General features: G+C 53.4%; 22 protein-coding genes. 2 read left to right on the top strand and 20 right to left on the bottom strand.

Annotated elements, in window-relative coordinates:
• Positions 1–43 precede the first annotated feature (43 nt).
• From HMPREF0721_RS09005 to HMPREF0721_RS08985, 5 genes are all read right to left on the bottom strand, one after another.
• Positions 44–1,606 carry a 4-hydroxyphenylacetate 3-hydroxylase family protein gene (locus HMPREF0721_RS09005; RefSeq protein WP_006599406.1) on the bottom strand — a complete coding sequence of 521 codons (1,563 nt, stop codon included), beginning with the start codon at positions 1,604–1,606 and terminating at the stop codon, positions 44–46.
• 67 nt (positions 1,607–1,673) lie between these two features.
• Complete coding sequence (locus tag HMPREF0721_RS09000) at positions 1,674–1,973, bottom strand: NifU family protein (RefSeq protein ID WP_006599405.1); 300 nt, start codon at positions 1,971–1,973, stop codon at positions 1,674–1,676.
• A 63-nt stretch (positions 1,974–2,036) separates the two neighbouring features.
• On the bottom strand, positions 2,037–3,326 hold the full coding sequence (locus tag HMPREF0721_RS08995) for a CoA transferase (RefSeq protein ID WP_006599404.1): 1,290 nt from the start codon (positions 3,324–3,326) through the stop codon (positions 2,037–2,039).
• 30 nt (positions 3,327–3,356) lie between these two features.
• Positions 3,357–4,190 carry an SDR family NAD(P)-dependent oxidoreductase gene (locus tag HMPREF0721_RS08990; protein WP_006599403.1) on the bottom strand — a complete coding sequence of 278 codons (834 nt, stop codon included), beginning with the start codon at positions 4,188–4,190 and terminating at the stop codon, positions 3,357–3,359.
• Between the two features lie 380 nt (positions 4,191–4,570).
• A complete protein-coding gene (locus tag HMPREF0721_RS08985) occupies positions 4,571–5,980 on the bottom strand; it encodes a sigma-54 interaction domain-containing protein (RefSeq protein ID WP_006599402.1) in 1,410 nt (469 codons plus the stop codon).
• 411 nt (positions 5,981–6,391) lie between these two features.
• Here HMPREF0721_RS08985 and HMPREF0721_RS08980 point away from each other — a divergent pair, with 411 nt between their 5' ends.
• Entirely contained in the window at positions 6,392–6,898 is a 507-nt protein-coding gene (locus HMPREF0721_RS08980) for a DUF1097 domain-containing protein (protein ID WP_040640020.1), read from the top strand.
• Between the two features lie 39 nt (positions 6,899–6,937).
• Positions 6,938–7,915 carry a phosphotriesterase family protein gene (locus tag HMPREF0721_RS08975; protein ID WP_006599400.1) on the top strand — a complete coding sequence of 326 codons (978 nt, stop codon included), beginning with the start codon at positions 6,938–6,940 and terminating at the stop codon, positions 7,913–7,915.
• Positions 7,916–7,989: 74 nt separating this feature from the next.
• Here HMPREF0721_RS08975 and HMPREF0721_RS12285 read toward each other — a convergent pair whose 3' ends face one another.
• The 15 genes from HMPREF0721_RS12285 to HMPREF0721_RS08900 all read right to left on the bottom strand — a co-directional run bounded on the left by HMPREF0721_RS12285 (position 7,990) and on the right by HMPREF0721_RS08900 (position 21,578).
• Entirely contained in the window at positions 7,990–8,538 is a 549-nt protein-coding gene (locus HMPREF0721_RS12285; protein ID WP_006599399.1) for a hypothetical protein, read from the bottom strand.
• Positions 8,539–9,309, bottom strand: coding sequence for a ParA family protein (locus HMPREF0721_RS08965; RefSeq protein WP_006599398.1), 771 nt, complete (start codon positions 9,307–9,309; stop codon positions 8,539–8,541). It lies immediately after the preceding gene.
• Between the two features lie 155 nt (positions 9,310–9,464).
• Positions 9,465–10,013, bottom strand: coding sequence for a BMC domain-containing protein (locus HMPREF0721_RS08960; protein WP_006599397.1), 549 nt, complete (start codon positions 10,011–10,013; stop codon positions 9,465–9,467).
• A gap of 77 nt (positions 10,014–10,090) precedes the next feature.
• Positions 10,091–11,410 carry a 4Fe-4S dicluster domain-containing protein gene (locus HMPREF0721_RS08955; protein ID WP_006599396.1) on the bottom strand — a complete coding sequence of 440 codons (1,320 nt, stop codon included), beginning with the start codon at positions 11,408–11,410 and terminating at the stop codon, positions 10,091–10,093.
• Between the two features lie 17 nt (positions 11,411–11,427).
• Entirely contained in the window at positions 11,428–12,846 is a 1,419-nt protein-coding gene (locus HMPREF0721_RS08950) for an aldehyde dehydrogenase family protein (protein ID WP_006599395.1), read from the bottom strand.
• Between the two features lie 18 nt (positions 12,847–12,864).
• Positions 12,865–13,884, bottom strand: coding sequence for a cob(I)yrinic acid a,c-diamide adenosyltransferase (locus HMPREF0721_RS08945; protein WP_006599394.1), 1,020 nt, complete (start codon positions 13,882–13,884; stop codon positions 12,865–12,867).
• An 11-nt stretch (positions 13,885–13,895) separates the two neighbouring features.
• Positions 13,896–14,192, bottom strand: a complete 297-nt coding sequence (locus HMPREF0721_RS08940) for a EutN/CcmL family microcompartment protein (RefSeq protein ID WP_006599393.1) — start codon at positions 14,190–14,192, stop codon at positions 13,896–13,898.
• 8 nt (positions 14,193–14,200) lie between these two features.
• Positions 14,201–15,049 (bottom strand): flavoprotein, encoded by an 849-nt coding sequence (locus HMPREF0721_RS08935; RefSeq protein WP_006599392.1) that lies wholly within the window; start codon positions 15,047–15,049, stop codon positions 14,201–14,203.
• A gap of 54 nt (positions 15,050–15,103) precedes the next feature.
• Positions 15,104–15,928: an ethanolamine utilization protein EutJ gene (gene eutJ / locus HMPREF0721_RS08930; RefSeq protein ID WP_006599391.1), complete on the bottom strand. Its 825-nt coding sequence runs from the start codon at positions 15,926–15,928 to the stop codon at positions 15,104–15,106.
• Positions 15,929–16,025: 97 nt separating this feature from the next.
• The gene (locus tag HMPREF0721_RS12610; RefSeq protein WP_006599390.1) at positions 16,026–16,448 is read right to left on the bottom strand and encodes a BMC domain-containing protein; all 423 of its coding nucleotides are present in this window, start codon (positions 16,446–16,448) and stop codon (positions 16,026–16,028) included.
• Positions 16,449–16,485: 37 nt separating this feature from the next.
• The gene (locus tag HMPREF0721_RS08920; protein ID WP_006599389.1) at positions 16,486–16,842 is read right to left on the bottom strand and encodes a glycerol dehydratase reactivase beta/small subunit family protein; all 357 of its coding nucleotides are present in this window, start codon (positions 16,840–16,842) and stop codon (positions 16,486–16,488) included.
• A 1-nt stretch (position 16,843) separates the two neighbouring features.
• Positions 16,844–18,658, bottom strand: coding sequence for a diol dehydratase reactivase subunit alpha (locus tag HMPREF0721_RS08915; RefSeq protein WP_006599388.1), 1,815 nt, complete (start codon positions 18,656–18,658; stop codon positions 16,844–16,846).
• A gap of 45 nt (positions 18,659–18,703) precedes the next feature.
• The gene (locus HMPREF0721_RS08910) at positions 18,704–19,213 is read right to left on the bottom strand and encodes a diol dehydratase small subunit (RefSeq protein WP_040640445.1); all 510 of its coding nucleotides are present in this window, start codon (positions 19,211–19,213) and stop codon (positions 18,704–18,706) included.
• A gap of 14 nt (positions 19,214–19,227) precedes the next feature.
• Complete coding sequence (locus HMPREF0721_RS08905) at positions 19,228–19,899, bottom strand: propanediol/glycerol family dehydratase medium subunit (RefSeq protein WP_006599386.1); 672 nt, start codon at positions 19,897–19,899, stop codon at positions 19,228–19,230.
• Between the two features lie 17 nt (positions 19,900–19,916).
• Positions 19,917–21,578 carry a propanediol/glycerol family dehydratase large subunit gene (locus tag HMPREF0721_RS08900; protein ID WP_006599385.1) on the bottom strand — a complete coding sequence of 554 codons (1,662 nt, stop codon included), beginning with the start codon at positions 21,576–21,578 and terminating at the stop codon, positions 19,917–19,919.
• Between the last annotated feature and the right edge of the window lie 51 nt (positions 21,579–21,629).

Genomic DNA, 21,629 nt, shown 5'->3' with positions numbered 1-21,629 from the left:
TGTCTCGAGGCGAAGCGCAGCCTCGTCCCGGGACATTGGCGCGCTATTTCTGCGTCTTCTTAAAGCGGTCGAGCATGGCCCGGGGCGTGGCCGTCGCCCGTTCGTAACGCGGGCAGTCCACCCCGTCGAAGCCCGCCAGGTATTTGGCGATCTTCTTGAGCTCTTCCAGATCGTAGCGGCTCATCATCGTGATTTCTTCCATCAGGGGCGATCCGCCCCCGTGGACCCCGGCCACGCACTGCGCCCCTTCGAAGGGATCACAGAGCTTGTCTTCCATCATCCGCATGACGCGGTGGGTTTCTTCCGCGGTGTAGGCCGGGTTGCGCATGATATATTTGTTGCACAAATCGGCGGTTTCCGGCGCGAAGAAGCTTTCCTCCGTCGGCAGCGAGGCGCAGATCCCCCCGGTGAGGTCGGCTAAGATTTCGTATTCGTGATAGATGTTGTGTCCGGCCAGGCGGCGCCCCGCGTTGGTCAGGATTTCATCCGGCACCCAGGAGCCGTTCGGGAACTGGATCGCCCGATAGGCGGAAGCCTGACCGGCGGCAAAGACGAGTTCGGCTGTGCCGATGATGTCGCAGATCTTTGAACGGACGTGGGGCGCCTTGGCGATGTCGTTCACATCCGCAACGAGCGCTGCCTGAGAAGCGATAATTTCCGACACGGCGGTCTTGCAGCCGGTGTAGGAATGTCTGTGGAAATGGGCAAACATCAAAGCTAAATAGCCGGCGTACTGCACGACGTCCGGGTTGTCGAAGCCGTTTAAGAACAGGCGCTCTTCCGGCACGAACACATCGTCGAAGATCGTCAGCGATTCATTGTCCCCGTTCTGGTTAAACGGTGCCTGCAGGTGTTTGCGTTTGTGATGCTTGCCCGGCAGCGCCATCAGCTTAAGGCCCGGCCAGTCTGCCGGCAGCGCGAACGCCACGGCGTAGCCTTCGTCGCCGCGGCCCATGAACTTCGTCGGGTTGGCGATGATCTCGTCGACGTAGGGCGCGTTGGAGTTGCAAATTTTAGCCCCCCGGACGATGACGCCCTTGCAGGGTTTGCCGTCGACGCCGATGCCGTCCACGTCCGTCTTGATGATGTGGAGGAACATGTCCGGATCGGGCTGTTCATGGGCGCGCTTGTATTTGGAATTGCGGCTGCCCTTGACGTCGGTCTGGGCACAGTTGCAGATCAGGTCGTTCGCCTGGCAGTATTCCAGATATTTATTGAACCTTTCGTGATAGTTGGTGCCGGTGGCCTGGTCGCAGTCGTAGGAGACGACGGCGATGGCGTTTAAGGCGTCGGTGCCCATGCACCGCTGCATACAGCCGCCCACATGGTGGCAGACCAGCCGCGTCATCAGCTGTTTGTTGAGCAGATCTTCCTGGGACTGGTGGATGTGGGTGCAGCGGTTGATGATTTCCCCCGTCAGGTGCGACTTGGCCGTGCACACATCGGCATAGGCCGGATCGTTGGCCATGTCGTAGCACTGCTTCATCACCCAGAAACCCGCTTCGTTCCACGGTCCCATCCGGTCGACACATTCGCCGTTCAAATAAATATTCGGTTTCATTTGCTTCATGCGTTCAATATACGCGTCATACGTTCCAACACCCATTTTTATCTCCTTCTTTTTAAAAATTTTCAGATTTTTCTATCATCCATTGTCAAAACGGCTTGCTGTTTTAAACATAACGGGCCGAGGTGAATAATCCTGCCGCCATGGCGAACACCTCGTCGCTGACGTCGTCGGTGACCGTCACCTTTTTGATAAACGGAAAAACCGCGCTGACTTTTTTGAGGATGATGCCGTCGACGGTCTGACTCATGGACAAACAGCCCCGGCATTTGCCGGTCAGGCGAATGATCAGCTCATCGCCTTCCACATCCACCACCTCTGCCCCGCCATGGTGCTCGCTGAGATATTCGTTGATATCTGCGTCGAAGAATGCATCTAATTTTTCCAGCAGCGCTTCTGATGCCATTGCTCTCACCTCCTTCTTTTGCGAATGAATGAAACGGCAGCCCCCGCGCTGCCGGATACCGGTTTAGTCGATAATGCCCTTGCCTCGCATGGCTTCAATTTCTTCCGGGGTGTAGTCCAGAAGCCGGGTCATGATGGCCTCCATGTCCTGCCCCAACCGCGGTGCGCCGCGCCAGACCTTGCCCGGCGTCTCAGATAGCTTCGGCGCAAAGCCAAAGGCGACGATATCCTTGTCGAGGGTCTGGTCGTGATAGGTCACCCAATCGCCTCTTTCCTGCCAGTGCTTTTCGCCCATAACATCCTGGCAGTCTTTAATGACCGCTGCACCGAGTTTATTTTCGAGCAGCACCTCGATGGCTTCGTCCGCCGTGTGGCTTATAAAGTAATCGGCAAACATCTGGTCCAGCTCTTTCCCTTCGAGACTTTGGAGCGCCTCGGCGCTGCCGCCAGCCGCTTCGTAGGAATATTTGTCCAAATCGAAGCCGAAGGCCTTCATCACTTTTTCGTAGGGGCCTTTGCCATAGGTGCCGAGGTTGATGAACTTGCCGTCCTTCGTTTCAAAGATGCCGGCCGGCTGATAGGTCAATTGCTTGACGCCCTGGCGCTGTTTTTGAATGCTTTCCTGATCCCAGAGAACAAAGTTGTCATCCATGACGCGCATGAAGCTTTCGACCAGGGTGGCGTCGACTACCTGGCCCTTGCCCGTCTTTTCGACGTGGCACAGCGCCATTAGGATCCCGTTGACAGCAAACATCCCCGAAAGGTAATCGCCGATGTATTGCTGGGCGTAATACGGCGGCTTGTCCGGGAAACCCTGGAGCAGGCACCAGCCGGATTCGGCCTGGGCCAGCGGATCGTAGCACGCGCGGTTCAGATACTGGGTTTCGCCGCCGAAGCCCGGCGTCCCGAAGCCGCTCACATGACAAATGATGAGTTTGGGGTTAACCTTCAGCAGCATTTCATCGGTCAGTCCCAATTTTTCAATCCAGACGATGTTTTCAATCCAGACATCGCATTCCTTGATGAGCGAAAAGAAGATTTCCTTGGACTCGGGAACCTTTTTAAAGTTGGTTTCCAGCGCAAAGCTCAGCTTGTTTCTGGCATTTTGCGCCCAGGCGCCGCTGATATGGGCGTCCCCTTCCCAAACCTGCGGCATCTGATGTCTGGCCGGATCACCTTTGGTTTTCGGTCTTTCAAGGGCGATCACTTCGGCACCAAAGTCGCTGAGCATGGTTGCCGCAAAGGGCGCCGCCACCACCGACCCGTTAAGCAAAACGCGGATGCCGGTCAGGGCGCCGAATGCCTCCGTAAACATCGGCGCCGGTTTCTTTTCAAGCTTTTCCCATCTGCTCATATTGATTGTTTCCTCCCTGTGACTATCTGCTTATGCTTCCGACGGTTCGTTCATGATCATGCGGCCGACGGTGCCGCCGGTCACTTCAATCACGGCCCCGTTGACATAGGACGACAGGTCGGTCGCCAAAAATTCGATGACGTTGGCGCAGTCTTCCGGTGTTCCGAAGCGCTTCATGGCCACGTTGCGCAGAAAGGTGCCTTCGCCGGCTTTCCTGTAATTTTCCACCAGCCGACCCGTTGCGATAAAGCCGGGGGCGATGCAGTTGCAGGTCACATTGTAGCGGCCGCATTCCTGGGCCAGTTCCATCGTGTACTGGCGGATGGCAGCCTTGGCAGAGCCGTAGTGGGCATAGCTTCCGTCGCTATTGGCAATCAGCCCGCCGACGGAAATCACGTTGATCACTTTGCCGTAGCCTCTCGCCTTCATGCCGGGCACCACGGCGTTGCAGGTATAAACCGTGCCGTAATAATTGCGTTCCGTCACACCGTAAAACTGCTCCCAGTTGATCTGCGCCGCCTTATTGCCGTCTGGCGCGCCCATGCCGCCGCCGGCGTTGCAAACCAGAATATCAATCGGCCCCAATGCGTCTTCTATTTTTTTGACCGCCGCATAAACTTCTTCGCGCTTGGTGATGTCCGCTTCCGCACCGACCGACTTCACCCCTAAGGTTCTCACTTCGTCCATGGTGCTGCCCGCCGTCATGAGCTTGGCTTCGCCTTCAAATTCTTCGTAGGATTTCAGGTTGATGTCGATCACCCCGACATCGGCGCCGAGTTCTGCCAGCCGCAGGGCATAAGCTCTGCCCAAGCCCCTCGCCGCACCGGTCACGAGCGCCACTTTGCCATCTAATCGCTTTGTCATAATGCTCTCCTTCTTTCCACTTTGAATACACAGGAACATTTGAATTCTGAACACCGAGGTTGTCTATCTTTTATCATTCGCGACGGAATACATCCGCGATCCTAAAAGCCATCGACAATTTTCTCCGTTCGTCTTATTGATTCCGCAATTTTGATGCCACTTTTGAAATCAGCGTATCTATTTTTTGATCTTCTTCTCTCTTCTTCGCTAAAAAACTGATTTTCATGACCATAATTTTTTTATTTTTCCCTTTTAATCGGCTCCATTTTATTTTAAGTCAAAAAAAAAAGCTGCCGAACTATGCTAAATAAACACACTTCAAAACAGCTTTTAGATCTTTTTGTCCGCTATTCAAACAACCGACGTTTTCACCCGCTTTTTTAAAACCACTGCTCGTCAATTCCGTATTGCTTGAGCTTTTGATAAAAGGCACTGCGCGAAATCCCTAATTTTTCGATCGCCTCCGATTTATTCTGGCATTGACGCAGCGCCTGACAAATCAGGCGTTTTTCCAGCGCCGCCGTTCGGCGTCTCAAATTAAAGGCGTCGTCTTTGTTCCCGTCGCTGCCGAATTCAGTTCCACCCTCATCTTTTTTTAATTCTTCCGAAATCAGGCGATTCGGCAGCGCAAAGACGTCGATGATTTTTTCGGAACTTAAAATGCAGGCCCGTTCAATCACATTCTGCAGCTCGCGAACATTGCCCGGCCAATCGTAATGGGTTAGAATATCGATTACCGACGGCGTCACCACATAATGGTCATCTGTGAATTTTTTTATGAAATGGGTGATTAAAATAGGAATATCCTCCCGCCGATCCCGCAGGGGCGTGGTCCGGATCTCCACCACATTGAGCCGATAATAAAGGTCTTCCCGGAACTTTCCATCCAAAATGAGTTTCTCCAGATCCTGATTGGTTGCCGCAATGATGCGGATGTTGAGCGGAATGGGCGCCGCGCCGCCAATGCGCTCCACCTCCCGCTCCTGAAGCACCCGCAGCAGTTTCACCTGCATGTTCATATCCATGTCGCCAATCTCATCGAGAAAAATGGTCCCGTTTTGCGCGAGTTCAAATTTTCCGGCTTTGCCTTCTTTGTTCGCCCCGGTAAACGCGCCGCCCACATACCCGAATAATTCACTTTCCAGCAAATTGTCCGGAATTGCTGCGCAATTTACCGTGACGAATTCTTCGTCCTTGCGCGGGCTGTTGGCATGGATCATCCGCGCGATGATCTCTTTGCCGGTCCCGCTCTCCCCGCGAATTAAAACCGTCGAGTCGGAGGCCGCCACCTTTATCGCCAGGCCGAGGATCAGCTTCATCTGTCGGTTAACGGTGATAAATTCGCGTGACGGCAGGTCTTCGACATAGGCCGATAAGCGTTCCGATAAGTAACGGTTCATTTCCAATGATCGCCGCAATTTGGAATAAATACCCAGATAATTCGCGACATTGTTAAAAATTGAAACCCCGCCGATAATTTGACCATTGTATTTCAGCGGATACGAAACGCCCTGAGAGTCAATTTTCATGGATTTCAAAAATTCCGTTTGGTGCTTGACCGGATCGCCAGTCTTCATCGCCTGAATCGCACAGGCATTGCTCCCCTCGATCTCATCCAGCTGCTTCCCCAGGATCTTGCGCCGCGGCACTTTAAAAACCCGCTCATAGGATTGATTGACAAAGATTACTTTCGTCGTTGCGTCAATGATCATCACAACATCTTCGATGCTGTCCATGATTTCATTAAAGAGCGCACTGGCAAACAACCTTTTTAATTCTTCCGGTATCATGTTGATTCTCCCCCTTCATCATTGTGCGTGCATGCGAATAACAAACATCCGTGCGGCTGGCCTGTTTCTATTTCATACACTTCTTTTTACAGAATAGCGTACTCCCACCCTTCAATCAAATAGAATTTATACTATTTTACGATTTTGTACTGTGCGAGTATCAAAATTAACTTTCATTCAAAATCACTGTTTTCCACATTCAAAGGATGCCAATCTGCCGACCTTTTTGTTTAAAAATAATGCACGGCTAAATCATTAACATTATTTTAAACAAACCATCATTTTGGCATCTCATTTGCGTTATTAAACAATAGCGGTATCAATCCTATCCGCATAACGACATATCCGGATATTATCACACATTGTTTTCGGCACCGCTGTTTTACTTACATTTTTGGAGGAGGTAATGTAATGAGTTTAAAGGCAACGGTTTTTTTTGCAATATGGACATCGTTTTTCTGTTCCGTATTTAATTGGCTGTATCTGCTTTGCCCGATGCTGCAGGGGCATCCCTGGATCATGTTCATCTGTCTGGCCGTATTCTTCGGTATGAATTCGACCCACAAAGACGTCCCCCATTTATTGGCCAGCGCGGCCTGTGGTGTGTTTTGGGGGCAAGTTGATCTGTGGCTGATGACCTTTGGCGTATTCGGTTCGGCGCTGTTTGGCTTTATGCCTATTTTGGTCGGCACGGCCATTACCATGGTGCTGCACATTTTCTTCTTTGCAAAAACACCGGTCCGCGATGTGCCGATCATCTTTGCCTGTGTCGCCCTGACATTCGCAACCAAAGTCGGCTTGCTCGACGGTCCCGGTATCCTCGGCTTATTCCTCAGCGTACTGGTCGGCCTTGTGCTGTGTGGCATCTGCGCCGTCGGCCAGCAGATCGGCATGAAAAAATTCCCGCTGTCGGAATGACTGATTTTAGTATTCAAAATTATTAAAAGGAGAGAAAAAATGGCAAAACAAATCAATACGGTATTAGGCCCGGTCAAAGCGAAGGATCTTGGCAAAACGCTGATGCATGAACATCTGATTTACGGTTTCTGCGGCTTTCAGGGCGACTCGACCCTCGACGGCTTCGACGAATTGCGCTGCATCAAAGACAACATGAAGTGGCTCACGCCGCTGCGCGATCAATACGGTTTTAAGACCATCGTCGATGCGACCAACAACGAATGCGGCCGCGATCCGTGGTTTCTCGCGAAGATGGCGACCATCCTGAATCTGAACATCATCTGTTCCACCGGTTATTATTACGAACCGGCCAGCGCCTATATGTATTGGAAGTTTCGCAGCGGCTTCGCCGATGTCGAAACGGAAATCTATGAAATGATGAAAACCGAAATGACAGAAAGCATCGGCAACACGGGCATCAAGGCCGGTGTCATCAAGCTGGCCACCAGCAACGGCGAAATCACCCCCTTCGAAGAAAAATTCTTCAAAGCGGCAGCGCGCACCAGCCGCGGCATCGGCGCCACCATCATCACCCACACAGAACTGGGGACCATGGGGCCGGAACAAGCCAAGCTGCTGACCGAAAACGGCGTGAATCCGAAGAATATTTCCATCGGTCACATGTGCGGCAATACCGATATCGATTATCATGAACGCGTGCTGCAGTACGGCGTCTTTGATTGCTTCGACCGCTTCGGCCTCGAAGGTGATCTTTTCCACACGCCCACCGACGAAGAACGCTGCGACGTCATTGCCGCCTTGCTCAACAAGGGTTACGAAGACCAGATTCTGATGAGCCATGACTCTGTCACCGTTGAACTTGGGCGTTTCCACGACAAAGATGCCGATCCCAACATGGCTCATGCCAATATCTTAAACATTCCGAGCCGGATCATTCCGATGCTTAAGGAACGCGGTGTCTCCGATGCGCAGCTTGAAAAAATCTTTATAACCAACCCAGCGACCGTTTTGAGCTGATCCTCCAAACACTTAACACAAAAACCCCCGGATTCGAATAAAAGAGAATCCGGGGGTTTTGAATTGCCGCGTTTTTACAGAAGATAAATCGGCAGTTCGTGCATCGCGTCGCGCTTCTTTTTCGCTTCTTCGGCTTCCTTCGCGGCTTTGACCTTTGCCTCTGCCTTCGCTTTTGCTTCGGCCGCTTCCTTCGCCGCTTTAGCTTCCGCTTCAGCTTTGGCTTTTTTTTCAGCTTCAGCCTTTGCCTTGGCTTCCGCCGCTTTTTTCGCCGCTTCCTTTGCCGCAGCTTCCTTCGCCGCTTTGACCTTTGCCTCAGCTTTCGCTTTCCTTTCGGCCTCCGCCTTCTTTTTGGCCGCTGATTTTTCGGCCGCTTCCTTTGCCGCAGCTTCCTTCGCCGCTTTGGCCTTTGCCTCAGCTTTCGCTTTCCTTTCGGCCTCCGCCTTCTTTTTGGCCGCTGATTTTTCGGCCGCTTCCTTCACCGCGGCGTCATCTTCTTTCACCTCGGCCTTGGCGTTCTTTTCGTTGGCTTCCGCCAGCACCTCTGACGCCACTGCGCCGTTACTCGCCTTGACCGTTTCCGTATGGTTCTTCAATTCCGATTTGAGCTTGTTCTTTTTGGCCATTTAAAATCCCCCTTTTGACTCAAGTTCCTCAAACAATGCCGTGTAATCCGCCGCGCCGTTCGCCTTCGGTTTGTATTCAAAAATCGACTGCTTAAAAATCGGTGATTCCACCAGTGCAATATTCTTGCGGATGGTTTGTCCGATAAATTGATCGCTGAAATTCTGTTTGAGATTATCGTACTGCAGCCGGTTGATATTGTTGCGTCCGTCGTGCATCGTAGCAAAGATAAAGCTGATCGTCTTCTCGACGCCCAGCGACTCGCCCACATAGGCCAGGGTTTCCTCCAGCAGGTGCACCCCATCGACCGCGTAATACTCTGTCTGCACCGGAACTAAAATTTCGTCCGTTATCACCAGCGCATTGGTCGTCACCACCGAAAACGACGGCGAACAATCGATGAGGCAATAGGCATAGCGATCGCAAACGGGCGCCAGCTTGCGTTTTAAAATAAACTCCCGGCCCACCATGCCCGAAAGCCTGGGATCAATGGTGGCCATGAGCAGACTCGACGGAATGATATCCGCGCGCGCATTCAGCGGGATCAGCACGTCGTCCAGCGCCTTGTCGCCGGTCATCAGATGGTAAATGCAGGGACGCTCGAGATCGTAGTCCATCAGGGAGTTGGTGAGATTGGCCTGCATGTCGCAGTCCACATAGAGCACGCGCTGCCCGGCCGCCGCGGCCTTTTGCTCCAGCAAATAGCCGAGGTTGATCGCCGACGTCGTTTTGCCGCAGCCGCCTTTTAAATTGAAAAAACTGATGGTCTTCACAGACTCCCCCCCTTTGCTGCACTGTTTGACTGTTTTATTTTGTCCGCGCTCTCTACCGCCGGCTCGCTTCCAAAAGTGCGCCCAAAATAAAGCAGGATATCCGGAACACTTCAGCCATGCCCCGGATATCGTGATGCCATAGATCCTTTGACAAATTAGAGAATCAGCTTGCGCACGTCTTCATGCGGAGATGCGATCACGCTGGTGCTGGTGATCACGCCGTATTCTCTCATCGCGTTTTCCGCCGCCTTGACCGCCTGCTTCACCGGAGAGACTTCGCCGGTTAAAATAACGAAAGCCTTGCCGCCGAGACCGCGGGCCATACGCACGTCGACCAAATGGATATTGGCCGCCTTGACAGCCGTATCCGCGACCACAATCGCAGAAATCGCGTTGATCGTTTCAATAATACCGATAGACTGAACCTCATCCACCTCCGTATTCGCCATAAGCGCGGGAAAAACCGCCGGGTGAATATTCGGGATGACGTGGGATTCAACCACAAAGATGCCACCGACCACTTCGCCGTTTTTAACAGAAGATCTGACAGCGCCAACGTCACCGGAAATAATGGTAATGTATTTCCCGGGGCAGATGGGTGTCGCCGTCACTAATTCGACACTTCCGGATTTGAGCATTTGATCAGTGGATTCGATGCCGATAGGGATGCTTTTATATTCAATAAAACCTATTGCGTTTTTCAACTTTCCACTTCTTTCTCTAATGCATATGCATCAGGCTTAGCCTGCCGCACGATTAAACACCGCTTGACGTTCCAAGTTTAAGCATGAATCGTGATTTTGCCATCGCCCACGGCGGTAACCTTCCCATCGATGCTTGCAAAAACGCGGGCGCTTAATGCACCTTCCGGAATTTCTCCGATCACCTGTCCGCGCGTCACGGTGTCGCCGACCGCCACGACGGCTTTAGCCGGCGCCCCGATGTGCTGGGACAATTGAATATTGACTTCCGTGAAAGTCTTCTTGCAGGCTTCCATCGGAGCCGTCTTGTCAAATTCGTCAAGACCTAAGCGTTTGGTCAGTCTGTGAACATTAAAATGTTTCTGTTCAATAAAGGGATGGGCCGTTTTCGGTGCGTTGTGATGCGGATTTTTGATGCCTGCCTTGCTAAGCTCGCCCTTCAGGTATTGATTGACTTTCCAGGGCTGCAAATCGTGCACACAGGCATATTCGCACAGGCCGCATTCGCAACACAGGAATGCGTTGGTCGGCGCCGCCACCGGATCACAGGTGCCGGCGTAGGCCGCGATGCGCATCATTTTGTGCGGCCACAGATCGTGACCGAGCATATTCCGCGGACAAACTTCCGAACACAGGCTGCACTGCATGCAGGCGGTTGCCGCCAGCTTCAGCGAATCTTTAAAGCTTCTCGTTTTCGAGACGATCAGCGAGTGATCCTTCGGTAAAACGATCAGCCCTTTGGTGCCTTTGGTGATATAAGAATCTTCACTGACGATCTTGCCCATCATCGGGCCGCCATTAACGACCACATAATCCGAGATGATCGGGCCGCCGGCCAGGGTCAGGGCCTCCTTCACGGTAATACCCAACGGCACCTTGGTCGTGATCCGTCTTTTTACCTTGCCGGTAACCGTCAAATATTTATCGATGACCGGTTTTTCCTCCGTCAGATAATCGTGGATATTTAAAAGCGTCTCCACGTTCATCACCAATGCGCCAACGGCGAGCGGAATGCCTCCTTCCGGCACAATGCGTCCGGTCGTTTCATAAACCAGGGTTTGTTCATCACCGGCCGGATAGAAGTTATTCAAAATGCAAAGCTTGATTTTCGGATAGTCCTTCAAAAGATTGTTCAGATTGTTAATCGCCGGAACATATTTCTTCTTCAGACCGATAATTCCCTCCTTTGCCTGGGTGTGATCCATAACGGTCTGAAGAGCCTCCAGCATGTCGGAAGCCCTCAGATCCATTAATTGTTGGTCCACTCGAAGCAAAGGTTCACATTCAGCACCGTTGACAATCACCACATCTGCTGTCGCATCAATTTTGACGTGTGTCGGAAAGGTCGCTCCGCCGGCGCCGACGATGCCGGCGCTCTTTACCTTGTCAACTAAGCTCATGAGCAACTCTCCTGTAATTATTTGATATTAAAGGCGTCGCAAAGAACACATCTTCTTCTTCTGGCAAAGGATTTGGCAGAGGTCAGCCCTTCCCCGGTCGGACCGGCGATGGTAAAGGTCGGATAGCCTTCGCCGCCGATGCCGAGCCCGGCGTAGGACGGGCCGTTCTTAACAAAGATGGTCGCGGCGATTTTCTTGCCCATTAGGGACAAAGCGTCGACGTTCTTAGAATGCATGGTGGCCGTGTGGCGGTTGCCGTGCTCCAGATCGCAGGCCAGATCAATCCCTTCAAGAACATTGTCCACGCGGACGATCCCGAGGATCGGCATCATCAGCTCAATCTGAACCAGCGGGTGATCGGCCGGGCATTCGCCGATGAGCACACGGGTGTCATCCGGCACGTCGAGGCCGGCTGCCTTGGCGATGTATTGAGCGCTCTTGCCGACATAGTCGCGGGAAACGCGGCCGTCGGGCGCCACCATGGCCGCCAGATCGTCGAGGGCTTTCTTGTCCTTGATTTCGTAGGCGCCGTTTTTCTTCATATTGAAGATTAAGTAGTCCGCCACCTGATCGACGACGACGACTTCTTTCTCGGCGATGCACGGCAGGTTGTTGTCGAAGGTGCAGCCGTCGATAATATCCTTGGCAGCCTTTTCGATGTCGGCCGTTTCGTCGACCAGGGCCGGCGGGTTGCCGGGGCCGGCGCCGATGGCCTTCTTCCCGCTGGAAAGCACCGCTTTCACCACACCCGGCCCACCGGTTGCGCACATCATGCGCACCAGCGGATGGTGCATCAATTTATCGGCGGATTCCATGGTCGGATTCGCCGTGGTGACCACCAGGTTGGCCGGACCACCGGCGGCGGTAATCGCCTGATTGACCAGCTTCACGCAGTAAATGGATGTCTGCAGGGCGCCCGGATGGGGTGCGTAGACAATCGCATTCCCGGCTGCCAGCATCCCGATGGAGTTGTTGACGATGGTCTCGTTCGGGTTGGTCGACGGGCAGATCGCACCAATCACCCCGAAAGGGGAAAGTTCGAGCAGGGTCAGGCCTTCATCCCCGGTCCAGCAGTCTGCCTGCAGGTCTTCCATGCCCGGTGTCTTTTCAGCACACACGTAGGCTTTTTTTACTTTATCGTCGTAGTTGCCCATGCCGGTTTCTTCAACGGCCATGTGCGCAACGGTTTCGACCACTTCTTTTTTCGTAAATACTTTGCGAATTTCTTCGATGATTTTGTAACGCAGGATCAGGGGCGCCATTTTGTAAACATCCCAGGCCGCGTTCGCTGCTTCAATGGCAGCGTCGATGTCCTGGAAGATCCCGTCTTTGCCGTCGACAACCGCCGCACCCGGTGCGTCGGCTGTTTCAACCCCATCGATCGAGCTTAAAACCTTCTTGACAATCGCTTCAATGCCAGCTGTATCTATATTCATACTGCCTCCTCCTGAAAATTATTCTGTCTTTAAAACCGCGAGCCCGGCTTCAGCAATGGCCATGTCCTGGTCGGCTGTGCCGCCGCTGACGCCGATCGCACCGATTTGCACCCCGTCGACGATGAGCGGGTACCCGCCTCCGAAGGTGACAATCCGATTGTCATTGGTGAATTGAATCCCAAAGAGCGGACTGTCTTCCTTGGCCAGATCCTGCACCGCAGATGTGGGGCACTTCAACGCGTTGGCTGTGTAAGCCTTGTTCTGCGAAATGTTGATGCTGGCCAGCAGGGAATCCTTCATGCGTTCGTAATACGCGAGATTACCGCCAATATCGACAGCTGAGAACACAATCGGCACGCCGAGTGCCTGCGCCTTCACGCGGGCGCCGGCAGCGATGCGTTTGGCGAGGATGAGCAGCTGTTCGCTGTCGGTTTCTTCAAATGCAGTCACTGGTTTGCCTCCGGTTTCACGATTTTCCTTGCTGTCTTCAAGGTTGCGTCTTGCAACTTCCCGGACCGATTCCTCAAATTCTTCGACCCGCGCGAGCACAAAGAGCAAATCCGATAGTCGGTTGACGAACTTCACCGTTTCCGGCCGAAGCTGTGGATTTTGTCCTCTGCATTCGACGATTTTGCGTTCCCCCCGGCGGACGACCGTCCGCGCGAAGTGAAGCGCTGCCGAAGCAGCATTCCTGCCCGGGATAATGAATGCTTTCTGCGGGCCGATCATCTGAAGAAAGCGGTCCATGGTTTTTTCCATGAAATCCACATCTTCCTGACCGACCTTGTCCTTGAGCATCTTCCAGCCCTTTTCATCGCTGGCCAATTCCGCTTCAAGGATGTAAATTCTTTGTTCTAAGAAATGGAGGATTTCTTTGATTTCCGTGTCTTTAACCAGCGCATGCGCAATGCCGACTGCCGCCTGGGCTTCGTCCATTGTGCCGTACGCATCAACACGAATGTCGTCTTTCGCTGCGCGGCTACCGCCGAACAGGCCGGTGGTCCCTTTATCGCCGCCGCGTGTATAAACATTCGGCATCTGCCATCCTCCTACAATGTTTTCTTGACGTCGGAGGTCTGGATTTCATCCACAATCCCGACGATGGTCATGTCAAGAGGCGTTGCCTTGTCGCCATACACGAATCGCGCCGTACTCCCGGTGGTGACGATCACGGTTTCGCCGATGCCGGCGCCCACCGTATCGACCGCGATAGCCGTCGACTGACTCGAGTATTTTTCAAATTGGCTGTCTTCGTTGATCTTTTTGATGATCATCAGTTTGCAGCCGACCAAATGCGGATCCTTTTGCGTTGAAACAATGGTTCCAACCACTTTTGCTAAATGCATGCGATCACCTACTCTCTAACGAGCTTTATGTCATATTCATTAGCCGTTTCGATCGCAAAGGTCGTGACAATGGCATCCGCCTTGACTTTAATGACTTTGTGAGCACGTCTTTCCATCACGTCTTTCCGACTGACGATGTGAGAGGTGATCACGTCACTGACCGCTGCTGTTTCTGCTTCCGAACGGTCCGCAGCTGCCGGAGCGGCCGCTTCCCCGCCGGCTTCGCTCGCAGCTTCCGGCACCGGTTCGCCGGCGACTTCATCCGCGCCGGCCGGCGTCTGGGCGCAGACGTCGTAAAGATCGTCTGCCGCACAAAGCTGCATATCGAAATCCCGAAGCGCCTTCAGATTATCGACCATCACCCTGCGGTAGCCCTTCGGCGATTGGCCCATGCCCAGCTTTTGTCTGAGCGCGTTGTCCGGGCAGGCGCCGTCAATGGCACACACAAAGGGGACACCGGCCATCAGGCCGTGGTTGATCAGCGTGAGCATCACGTTATCCGCAATGCCATGGGCGATCTTCGCCGCGGTGTTGATGGTGGTTGTCGCGATGATAATCTGATCGACGTCGTAAAGTTCCTTCTGCGGGGCATCCGTTTCGCTGGTGTGAATCGTGTCGACACCCAAAGTCTTTTTGATATATTCCGGATCAAGGACCTTCGTCGAATTGTCCGACATAAAGACTTTCAGCTGCCAGCCGTCTTCCCGTAGCTTTGCCAGCGAATTCATGGCTTCTTTAAAGCCGATAGCGGCGCCAGAGAAGCAAACCAATGCGGTCTTTGGTCTATTTTCCAACCGTTTGATGACTTCAGCAACGATCTTTTGAATCAAGCTGTTCAGAAAATCTTCATTGTTCATCAAATCTTTTAAGTCCAATTGATCACCACATTTCTTACTGAATGAGCCGGTCGCCTAAAGCTTGCAGTTAAATGCAATGCCCAGCGGCGTGACCAGCAATGGCTCGACAGGCTTGACGGTTTTAATGCCGATTTCCCGTTCGAAGACGCTCTCGAATTTTTTGAATTCGCAAGCCCCGCCGACAACGTAAATCGTATCGACATCGTAACCTTCAATATAACGGCGGACAATGGCCGCCATCTTTTCGACCGTCGGCTTGACCAGCGGGAAAATTTTATCCTCGGATTCGTGGATCTTTTTCGCTTCCGCTTCGTCAAAACCGATGTGGTAGGCTCCCGCGATGACAAGGCTCATATGGGTCCCCCCCGTCGCTTCGTCAGCCGTGAAAACCACCTTCCCGTGATCGATGATCGAGATCCCCGTGGTGCCGCCCCCGACGTCAACCACGGCGCCGTTCTCGATGCCGAGAACCGTCGCGGCGGCGGTGGGTTCGTCCAACACGTTGGTCACGTTAAAATCACAGGATTCCACAACATTGGCGATGATCTTGGTGTTGCCTTCAATGATGCCCGGCGGGATGGCCGTTGCCGCCGGTGCATTCGATAAATCGACGCCCAGCCGCTCTTCAATCTGACGTTTCAGATCTTTAACGATGTCCACCGCGCCAATGTAGTCCACGACGATGCCGTCCCGCACCACATGCGCGCTTTTGGTAGCGCCGGCAACCGGCTTGTTGTTTTCATCCACCACGGCCACGACGATATTAGCAGTCCCGAGGTCGACACCGACTTTGAGTTTTCCTTCATAAGGGGCGACCCTTTGGTCCCGGATCAGTTCATTGAACGCTAAAATGGTATCGTTGCCGCTTTTCCAGTCCATAATCCGTTTCTCCTGTCTGCCTGTGGCATCGTCTGTCGATGCCTGTCTGCGCTTGCGCGCCTTTTCCGTATCCGGCCATAAGGCCGGGTGTTTATGATTATTTTTCAGCTTTTACTGCCTTGTCCGGCATGGTTTCTTTGGTGCCCGACGCGGGATGAAATTGATCGCCGAAGGTCGGAATGTTCCAATACGCTTCAGGACGGTATTGATCCTCGATCGTTTCGGGATCAAAACCCTTTGTCTGCGTGTTATAGATATAGGGCATGATGCCTTCGGCCGGTCTGGCAATCACCTTGACCGACTGAACGCCGTTTCCCTTGGTATCGCACGCAGCGCTGCCGGCCTCACAGGCGGCTTTAACAGCGCCAACATCGCCCAGCACCTTAACCACGTGCATGCCGCCGCCTCTGCTGGACTCAATGCCCAAAAGCAGAACATTGGCCGATTTGACCATCGCGTCGGCGGCTTCAATTGCTGTCGCTAAACCCTTGGCTTCAACCATGCCTAATGACTGTCGCATAGGCGTCTCCTTTCTTTAAAGTGAGATGGCACGGCGCTTACAGCGCCTTGAACGGCATCCGTTTGATCACTCTGGCCGCGTTGGCTCCGATGCTTCTGTAATTTTCTTCCGTGTTCTGCGCGCTAATCGAGAACAGCGGCTCATCTTCCTTGAGCTTGATATGGTGCAGGACAATCTCGGAACTGTCAATGCCGATGCCTACGCCGAGATGAGAAGCCTCGGCTGCCTGATACGCAAGATATAAAGCTGTATCCGGATCTTTTTCCTCCACCGAATAGGGGAGGCCTTCTTCTTCGATTCCCAAAAGGATCTCTGTGATAACATCCTTCGGAACCGCATTTCTGACGTGAAATACTTTTATTTCCGGTTTTGGAGCGTCAAAACTTGCATGCATCTCAGTCACCTTCGGTATAGGCTAAAACCAGACCGGTTGCCACGGCGTTTCTCGGGCCTTCCGTCGCGCGGATATTGGCGCGGCCGGCCACAATGGAATAACGCGACAAAGCGTCGGTGATGAGCTGCGGCACTTCAAAATCGAGGGCAGAGCCGCCGACCATGGTCACAAATTCGATATCCCGCGCATTGCCCGTCGGGCTGACCCGTTCGAGCGCGCGGATCGCATTGACCACAAAAACCTTGCGCTTCGCATCCTGACGGACCTGACGCACCCGTTCGACGGTGATGTCTCCCGGCAGCGGCGACATCCCATTCGGCGTTAAAATAACGGTGCGGGCAAAGGTTCTCGGATCCAGGGGCGAATCGAAAAACTGAACCGACCCGTCCTCGTGACGGATGTGGAAGAGCGATTCGACGCGGGCGACCGGATATTTCTTCAGATCCTCCGCGATGCCTCTGTCGTCCAAACCCAGCTCGGAGCCGATGAGCATGGTCACCATGTTCCCGGCGCCTGCAAGGTGAATAAAATGAATTTCTCCGGCGCGGTTGATGATGGCCGCGTCGGTCGAGCCGGCGCCCATATCCAAAATAGCCATGGGCTTGTTGGCGCCCGGCGTGGTCAGCGCGCCGTGAATGGCCATTTCCGCTTCGACGCCGCCGACTTCGACTTTAATGCCGAGTTCCTTTTCAAGCTCGTCAGCGATCATGCCCATCTGCAGCTTATCCGCGCGGACCATGGCCGCGATCCCCACGGCATTTTCCATGGAAAATTCGTTGGCCATCCCGCCCTGCACCCGCTTGGGCACAAAGGTATCAACCGCGAGAATATCCTGAATCAGAATTTTATCTGGTGTCTGCTTGGTCAAGTTGGACATCACCTGGCGCACCCGTTCGAGCATGCCGCCGGCGTTGGTGCCTGGTTCCCCGGTTACGTCGCCGATCGGCGCCACGGTGCGAACCGCTTCCATGATTTCGTCCGCACCGGCATCCACATCAATTTCGGTCTTCTTGTTATCACCCTGGATGATGATTTTCCCTGCCGGAATCCGACGTTCTTTCACGTCGCCGGCCGGTGTTTTGATCACCACGGCTGATCGATTGCCGATGAGGGCCCGCGAGATCGGAACGACCTGCTTGGTTTCATCGGATGTCAAATCAAAAACGGTCGCAATCCCATAGGGGTTCGACAGCTGATCGATCACCTTTCCGGATTCGGCCACTTCGACTGCGGCGCGCATGCCGAGCGGCACTTTATCGATCAGCCCGACCTCATCGACGATTGGAATCTTTTTCTTCAATCGATTATTAATCAAAACGCCGTCGTCCCGCTGGACAATGGCGCCGTTAACATGTATTCCTTTTGCAGCGGCTTCGTTAATCATCGCTGAAGAAGTTTCAAAATCCACTTCTCTCGGAACGACAACAATAACAGCGTCGCCGGGGTTCTTCGATTTCAGATCCCGAATGTTCACGGTATCCCCAACGCCGGTCCCCAATCCACCCGGCGTGGATGGATTGTGACCGATCATTGTTGATTCTGTGATAATTGTTTCTGTGATTGTTTCCATCGCCACGTCCCCGATAACGGGAGCGGCTTCATTTAATCGAACCAGATCGACATCGTCGAGGGCCAGACTCGCTTTTTCAAGGGCTTGTTTCAATGAAGCGAACACACCGTGGATATTCTGTCTTGTTCCTTTAATGCCGGTCGTCGGGACAATGCCGCTGGCCAGAAAGTTGGCCTGATGATCTTCCACCCGAGCCAAGGCCGTTTCAGTACTGGCATTCCCGATATCAATTCCAGCTATAATCATGTGTTTCCTCCAAACAATCCTATGCGGTCCTTAGGAACCAGGAATTTATTTAAATTCCTTGGTTCTCTTTCTCTTGTAGCCGATGGCAGCCGCTTCTTTAACGAGCTGAGCGCTGACTTTAGCGCTGTACTTGTTTTCGAGTTCGTCTGCAATGGCCAAAAGTTCGTCTTTGGTGGAACGATACGGACGCAGCGCGTTGTAGATTTCCAGAAGACGGGCATCCGGAACGGCAATCAGTTCCGCTGCGCGGCGCAGGTTGATCCCAAAGGCGTCACGGCCGACAGAGTCGGCAACCTGAGCCTGGAGTTCCAGCGTCGCCGGATTGATTCTGAGGTCTTCGGCTTTGAGGGTCCCGTCGAGGACTTTAGCCAAAGTCACATCTTTCAGCGGCACGCCCGTTGCAGAGACGATCAGTTCCGGACGTTTGTCGCCCAGCGGGTAATCAGCGTCTGTGACCTGCGCGCCCTTCGGCGCTTCGGCTGCCGGCGCGTCACTGGAGGACATCGATGCCATGACCTGTTTAACAATCTGTTCTAACATTTGTTCTTGTGTCATCATTTTACCTCCGATTATTTGTACGCGATCTGCATGTTGACCGGTTTTTTACCCAACACAACATCCTGAACTTCCTTCAGATAAAGCAGGGCGGCGCGCGCCTGGAATGCAGGACGGGCCATCTGGTCATTCTTGACCGGAACCGGGGCCGGGCTTTCGCCCTTCGCGTATTTTGCTGCATTTTTGCCGATCTGGCGATAGGTATCGAGGTCGATCAGCGGGCACTGGGAGAACAGTTCGAGGTTCCCCAGCTGCGGCAGATCCGCCTGGTGAATCAGCGCAGTCCCGCGGGACTGGATGCCGATGGCGATGCCGGAACCGGAAAGTTCAGCACAATCGTGTCCGATAACGGCGACGTCACCGGAACGGTAAACTTTGACAACACGGGCTTTGAGGCCTTCTTCTTCGATGCCGGCGATCATTTCACGCAGAATTTTCGCGTGGGGAACGCCCAGAATATTGGCCTGCTGGTTTTCACCAAAAGCGGCAGAGATACCGATGACAACTTCGTCAGCTGCGGTGCCTTTTTCTGCTTCGCCGTCGGGGGTGAGAACCAATTCTTCTGCCGGGCCGGCTGTGGCAGCCGGTGCTGCCGGAGCCGCTTCTGCGGCCGGTGCGGTGTCAGAAGACATTTCTTTAATGACATCTTCGATGATGGATTTTAGTAATTGTTCGTTAACAGCCATTCTTTACACCCCTCTCACTAAATTGTTGCCGGGTCATCCGCCCACGGAATATCGGAAATTTCTTTCCAACGTTCAGCGGAGATCTGATAACCGGTACCGACGCCATGGTAGTCATTCTTGTAGTTAACAGCGGAAATAACTTCCCAATCTTCCGACAATTTAGAAGCGGTGTGCAGGTAGTCACCGGCACACTTCTGGAACTGGATGTTGAAGACGGATTCTGCCACATCGTGGAAGCCGGCGCGGTCGAGGGCTTTGATAAAGTCAACGGCGGTGGCGCCGCGGCCGAGCAGATCATCAACGGCTTTGAGGTCGGCGACGACATCGCGGTCGGGCATGTCCTGAGAACCGTGCGCATAAGTTGCCGCTTCGACTTCGGCGTCTGTGATTTCGGTCAGGCCGAGTTCTTTAAACATCCCCTGAATCGCGCGGGCAGCTTTGGCGCGAGCGGCAACGACGGTGTCTTCATCAACAGGCTGCAGACCGGCATCGATCTTCAGGTCGCGCTGGATGACGTTCCAGTCGTCGTAGTCTTCGGCATCCCAGTTGGAGCCGGCGAACATGTTGTCGTAGTTCGGTGTTGAAGAGTAGCCAGAGCAGATATAGTCTGTCCCGGGAATCATCTGCATCAGAGAACGAGCGACACGGCGCAGGTCGGAGTGGGTGAATGTCTGGTCATTGGATGATGCGCATTCGAGGTCGAGGCAGGCAGCCAGCAGGTTTTCTGCGAGGATTTCGCGGATCCCGCCGGGAACGGCGGCCGGAACACCGACACAGGAAACGGAACCGTTTTGAGTCCCCTGGACGCCGGCGCCTCTTGTGACATACAGGCAGCGCGCTTCGAGGTACAGCATGGAGTGCCCTTCGGCATAACCCATCTGAACTTCAGAACCGGAACCGGAAGTGAAACGCATCTTCAAACCGCGGGAGGCATAGCAGGATGCCAGGAACGCTTTGGAGTACGGCGTATCGTCACCGTCCATGAACACCGGTTCTGTCCCGTAAACGGAAATGGTTTCAGCATACGCTGTGTAACCGCGCATCCCAAGGTCGAGTTCCGTCGCTTCTTCGACGGCACACTGGGTCAGGATACCCGGACGGCCGACATTGGCGCCGATCATGATGCCCAGCGCGTTGAACGGTGCATAACGAGCGACGCCAACCGTTGTTTCCATTTCATCGAAACCACGAATTGCTGCTTCGGCAGCATCGGCTGCAATCTGAACCATGTTATCTTTAACGTTGGTGACGTGGCACTGGTTGGAAGGCATCAGACGCGCGCGCATCTTGTTTTGTGCCATCATCATTTCCAGAACGGACATGTGGCCGAGGACTTCGGTCATCTTCGCCGGGGTAACGGCTGTTGTGATTTTAATGATGTCCTTCCTGGCAATGTTGATATCGACGAGCATGTTGGCAATGGTCAGGGAATCCACTTTCATTGCTTCTTCAGCGTCATCGATGTGAATGGCGTAATCAGCGATAAACTGATCGAGCATATCGAATTCATCTCTGGTCTTACCGTCCATTTCGACAATAACACCATTTTCAACCTTGATACTCGGCTTCGGGTCAAGGTCGGAGTTCATCGCGATCAGACCAACTTCCGGCCATTCGGTCACGAATCCGTCTTTTTTAACCGGACGTGCATCCAGAGCTTCAAATCTTTTTGATCTCATTGAGTCATTCCTCCTTATTCTCTTTGACTGATTAGATGTGGGAGCTAATCA

It is taken from the genome of Pseudoramibacter alactolyticus ATCC 23263, from assembly GCF_000185505.1.
Taxonomy (GTDB): Bacteria; Bacillota; Clostridia; order Eubacteriales; family Eubacteriaceae; genus Pseudoramibacter; species Pseudoramibacter alactolyticus.
The sequence above is the reverse complement of the archived record's forward strand: the minus strand, read 5'-3'. Positions and strand labels throughout refer to the sequence as shown.